Source organism: Kitasatospora indigofera (assembly GCF_014655955.1).
Taxonomy (GTDB): Bacteria; Actinomycetota; Actinomycetes; order Streptomycetales; family Streptomycetaceae; genus Kitasatospora; species Kitasatospora indigofera.
The window spans coordinates 1-5,523 of record NZ_BNBO01000113.1 but is presented as its reverse complement, the minus strand read 5'-3'; the positions used below and the strand labels follow the sequence as shown (position 1 = coordinate 5,523).

The 5,523-nt window shown below is 73.7% G+C and carries 2 protein-coding genes; both read right to left on the bottom strand.

Annotated elements, in window-relative coordinates:
- Positions 1–1,738 (bottom strand): type I polyketide synthase (locus tag IE329_RS39535; protein WP_190215906.1); only part of this gene is annotated, 1,738 nt, incomplete at its 3' end.
- Between the two features lie 2 nt (positions 1,739–1,740).
- The coding region (locus tag IE329_RS39530; protein ID WP_190215905.1) for a type I polyketide synthase at positions 1,741–5,523 on the bottom strand (3,783 nt) is incomplete at its 5' end.

Here is a 5,523-nt window from a genome sequence, read left to right as displayed (position 1 = left end):
ACTCGTCCATGGCGGCCCGGAAGACGGGGTACGCGGCGTACAACTCCCGGCCCATGCCCACCCACTGCGCGCCCTGGCCGGGGAACACGAAGACGGTACGGCCCACCGGGCGGACGGTCCCGGTGACCAGACCCGGTGCCGACCGGCCCTCCGCCAGGGCCTCCAACGCCTCCGCACCGGTCAGCACCGCACGGTGATCGAAACGCGACCGCCCCGCCAGCGCCCGACCCACCGCAGCCGCGCCGACCTCCGGGTGCCCGGCCAGGAACGCCCCCAGCCGACGCGCCTGCTCCCGCAACGCGCCATCCGACTTCCCCGACAACATCCACGGCACCGCCCCGCCCGCGGACCTCGTCGAGACCCCGACCGGCTCCTCAGCAGCCGCCTCGATCACCACGTGCGCGTTGGTGCCGCTGATGCCGAACGCCGACACGGCGGCACGACGGGGACGCCCCGTCTCCGGCCAGGGCCGGGCCTCGGTGAGCAGTGACACACGGCCCGCCGACCAGTCGACGTGGGAGGTCGGCGCGTCCACGTGCAGGGTCCGCGGCAGTTGCCCGTGCCGCATCGCCATCACCATCTTGATCACACCGGCCACACCGGCCGCCGCCTGGGTGTGCCCGATGTTCGACTTCACCGACCCCAGCCACAACGGCTCCACCCGCCCCTGACCGTAGGTCGCCAGCAGTGCCTGCGCCTCGATGGGGTCGCCGAGGGTGGTCCCGGTGCCGTGGGCCTCCGCCACGTCCACGTCGGCCGGCGACAGTCCGGCGTTCGCCAACGCCTGCCGGATGACGCGTTCCTGGGACGGACCGTTCGGCGCCGCAAGTCCGTTCGAGGCGCCGTCCTGGTTCACCGCAGACCCACGGAGGACCGCCAGCACCCGGTGACCGTTGCGGCGGGCGTCCGACAACCGCTCCAGCAGCACCAAGCCGGCACCCTCACCCCACGCCGTACCGTCCGCAGCCTCGGCGAACGCCTTCACCCGCCCGTCGACGGCAAGACCCCGCTGCCGCGAGAACTCGACGAAACCCGCCGGCGTCGCCATCACCGTCACACCACCGGCCAACGCCAGCGAGCACTCCCCCGCCCGCAATGCCTGCGCCGCCAGGTGGATCGCGACCAGCGACGACGAGCACGCCGTGTCCACCGACACCGCCGGACCCTCCAGCCCCAGCAGGTACGACACCCGCCCGGACGTGGCGCTGGTGGCTGTTCCGGTGGCGAGAAAACCTTCGAGGTCCGGCGGCGGCTGGTTGCCGTAGCCGGAGGACCACAGGCCGGTGAACACGGCCGTGCGGCTGCCGCCGAGCGTGGTCGGGTCGATGCCGGCGTACTCGAAGGTCTCCCAGGCGGTTTCCAGCAGCACCCGCTGCTGCGGGTCCATCGCCAGTGCCTCGCGCGGCGAGATGCCGAAGAACCCGGCGTCGAAGCCGGCGCCGTCGGCGAGGAAGCCGCCCGACCGGCTGTAGGTCGTGCCCGGCCGGTCCGGGTCGGGGTCGTAGACGACGTCCCAGCCACGGTCCGGCGGGAATTCGGTGATCGCGTCGACACCGTCCGAGACAAGCCGCCACAGGCCGTCCGGGGACTCCACCGCGCCCGGGTAGCGGCAGCCCATGCCGATGATCGCGATCGGCTCGCGCGCGGCCTCCTCCATGTCGGCGAGGCGCTTGCTGAGCACTCCCAGGTCGGCCGTGGCGCGCTTGAGATAGGTGCGGAGCTTCTCTTCGTCGGACATCGCTACTCCTCAGCGTTTCGGGACTCGCCCGAGCGGATGACCTCGGTCCTGCGGTGCGCATCGTCCAGAAGGCTGAACAGTTCGTCGTCGCTGGCCTCGTCGACACCGGCCGCGGAGCCGGTACGTTTGGCGGTCCAGGCCGCGAGAAGTGCTTCGAGGCGGGCCGCGACGGTGTCGTGGTCGGCGTCGGCGGCTGCCGCGTCCAGAGCGGACTTGAGCCGGTCGAGTTCGGCGAGCAGGGGGTCCGGTCCGGTGCCGTGCAGCCGGGTGTGCAGGAAGGCGGCGAGGCGGACCGGTGTCGGGTGGTCGAAGACGAGCGTGGCGGGCAGGCGCAGGCCGGTGTCCGCGTCGAGCTGGTTGCGCAGTTCCACGGCGGTGAGCGAGTCGAACCCGATGTCGGTGAACGCCTGGTCGGGGTTGACCGTCTCCGGTGACGCGTGCCCCAGGACGAGGGCGACCTGGCCCCTGACGAGTTGCAGCACGTCGGCCTGCGTCCACACGCGGTCGGCGGCCTGCCTGCGCCGGGGCCGGACCAGCTCCCGCAGCAGGGCGGGCGGGTCGCCGGCGCGGCGCAGCGCCGGCAGGTCGAACCTGACGGGGACGAGGGCGGGGGTGCCCGCGGTCAGCGCGGCGTCGAACAGGGCCAGCGCGTCCGTCGTCGGCAGCGGCCGTACGCCGGCCCTGGCCAGGCGCTGCCGGTCGGTGGCGGTCAGGCCTCCGGTCATGCCGCTGGCCTGCGCCCAGTAGCCCCAGGCGAGCGACACGGCCGGCTGTCCCTTGGCGTGCCGGTGTGCGGCGAGGCCGTCGAGGTACGCGTTGGCCGCCGCGTAGTTCGCCTGGCCCGCACCGCCCAGCACGCCGGCCGCCGACGAGAACAGCACGAACGCCTCCAGGTCCGAGGTCAGTTCGTGGAGGTGCCGCGCCGCGAGGGCCTTCGACTCCCACACCGTCGCGAACTGCTGCGGGGTGAGGGATTCCACGACGGTGTCGGCCAGCCTGCCCGCGGCGTGGATCACCGAGGTGACGGGGTGTCCGGCGAGCAGCCGCGCCACCGCCTCACGGTCGGACACGTCGCAGGCCACGATGTCGGCGCCGGCGCCCAGTGCGGCCAGCTCGGCGGTCAGAGCTGCCGCGCCGGGGGCCTCCGGGCCGCTCCGGCTGACCAGCAGCAGGTGCCGCACGCCGTGCCGCACGACGAGGTGGCGGGCGACCTGGCCGCCCAGGGTGCCGGTGCCGCCGGTGACGAGCACCGTGCCCTCGGGGCTGAGCGGCGAGGGCAGCGGTTCGGTCCGCGCCCGTTCGAGGCGGGGGACGTGAACGGCGCCGAAGCGGATCGCGAGCTGGGGTTCGTCACCGGCCAGCCGGACCTCGTCGCCGTCGTCGGCGTCGACCAGCACGAACCGGCCGGGGTGCTCGGTGGCGGCCGACCGGACCAGGCCCCAGACGGCGGCGGCCTGCGGGTCGACGTCCTCGCCCGGCCGAACCGGCACGGCGTTGCGCGTGGCGACCACCATGCGCGGGGTGTCCGTGGTGAGGAAGTCCTGGATCACCCGCAGGGTCTCGACGGGCGATGTGGCGTGGTGGACCGGGATGTCCGGTGCGGTGGTCGCCGCCTCCAGGACCGGCCAGGCCACCTGGTACGGCACGTCCTGCGTGGTGGCCCCGGCCGGCCGGCGCAGGGTCAACGAGGCGATCTCGGCGAGCGGCGCGCCCGACCGGTCGGCGAGGCTGATCGCGCAGGTGTCCTGGCCGGTCACGGTCAGCCGGACCCTGGCGTGCTCGGCGCCGCGCCACCGGGAGATCCCGGCGAAGGAGAACGGCATCTTCGCCCGGTCGTCGGCGACGGTCACGATCTGGATCGCGGCGTCGAGCAGGGCGGGGTGCAGGGCGAACCGGGTGTCGCCGGGGGGTGCGGCCACCTCCGCGTAGAGGGTGTCGCCGTCGCGCCAGGCCGCTCGCAGGCCTTGGAAGGCCGTGCCGTAGGCGAATCCGGCGTCGGCCAGGTTGTCGTAGAAGGCGTCGAGGTCGACGGCTTCGGCGTGCGGCGGCCACTGCCGTGCCCAGGCCTCCTGTGGTGCGAGGGGTACGGCGCCCAGGGTTCCGGTGGCGTGCCGTACCCACTCGCCGTCCGCACGCGAGTGGATCGAGACGCTGCGCCGGCCCGCCCGGTCGGGGCCGACGGTCACGGACACCTGCACGCCGTCCGCGACCACCAGCGGTGTCTCCAGCGTCAGGTCCTCGACCGCCGGGCGGTCGACGTGTTCGCCGGCCCGGAGCGCCAGGTCCACGAACGCCGCGGCGGGCAGCAGGGGCGAGCCCGAGATGACGTGTTCGGTGAGCCACGGCTGCGCGGCGGTGGCGAGTTGTCCCGTCAGCACCACGCCGTTGTCGTCGGGGAGTTCCATGGCGTCCCGCAGCAGCGGGTGGTCGATCCCGCCGTCACCGGTCGGTGCCGGGGTGGTGGGCTGGAGCCAGTAGTGCTGGTGCTGGAACGGGTACGAGGGCACCCGCGCGCCCAACTCCCCGACCGGTGGCGTCCAGCTCAGCGCGCCGTCGGCCCACAATCGCCCCAATCCCGCGAACAACCGCTCCACGGAGTCGCCATGACGGCGCATCAGCCCGTTCGACACCAGCGACGGGTGCGGGCCCACCTCCACGAAGCCGGTGACACCCTGGTCCGCAAGCCACTCCATCGCGTCCGCGAACCGCACCGGCTCCCGCACCTGACGCACCCAGTACCCGGGCTCCCCCAGGTCCACCGGCTGCCCGACCACCGTGGAGACCACCGGGATCACCGGCTCACCGAAGGACAGGCCCTCAGCGACCTTCCCGAGCTCCTCCAGCACCGGATCCATCCGCGCCGAATGGAACGCATGACTGACCTCCAGCCGCTTCACCCGACGCCCACGGCCCCGCCACACCTCGGCGACCGCCGCAACCGCCGCCTCGTCCCCCGACACCACGACCGCGTCCGGCGCGTTGACCGCCGCCACCTCCACACCCGGCACCAACGACCCCAGCACCTCCTCCACCGACGCCTGAAGCGACAGCATCGCCCCACCACCGGCCAAGCCCTGCATCAACCGGCCCCGCGCACCCACCAGCACACACGCGTCCTCGATGCTGAGGACCCCCGCGACATGGGCCGCCGCCACCTCACCGACCGAATGCCCCACCACGAAGTCCGGCCGAACCCCCAGCCACTCCACCAGCCGGAACAACGCCACCTCCAGCGCGAACACCCCGGCCTGCGTGAACCCCGTCTGCCCGAGCACCCCCTCCCCGTCCTCGAACAGCACCTCCACCGGCAACCCCAGCAACCCGCAGACCTCGTCCAACGCCCGCGCGAACACCGGGAACACCTCGTACAGACCCCGACCCATCCCCGCCCACTGACCGCCCTGACCGGAGAACACGAACGCCGACCTGCCCGGGGCGGCAGTGCCCGTGACGATTCCGGGCCTTCCGTCGATCAGCGCGTCCAGGCCGGCCGGGTCGGTCAGTACGGCGCGGTGCGGGAACCGGGCCCGCGCGGCCAGGTCCGCGGCCACCTCGGCCGGGGTGACCTCGGGGTGCTCGGCGAGGAACCCGCGCAGCCTGCGGGCCTGGTCGCGCAGGGCCTCGTCCGACTTCGCCGACAGCAGCCACGGCACCGGCACGACGGCCGCGGAAGCGGGATCGTCGGCAAGGGGCTCGGACGGCGCCTCCTCGGCCGGGTCCGGGGCGGGCTCCTCCAGGATCACGTGCGCGTTCGTACCGCTGATGCCGAACGCCGACACGCCGGC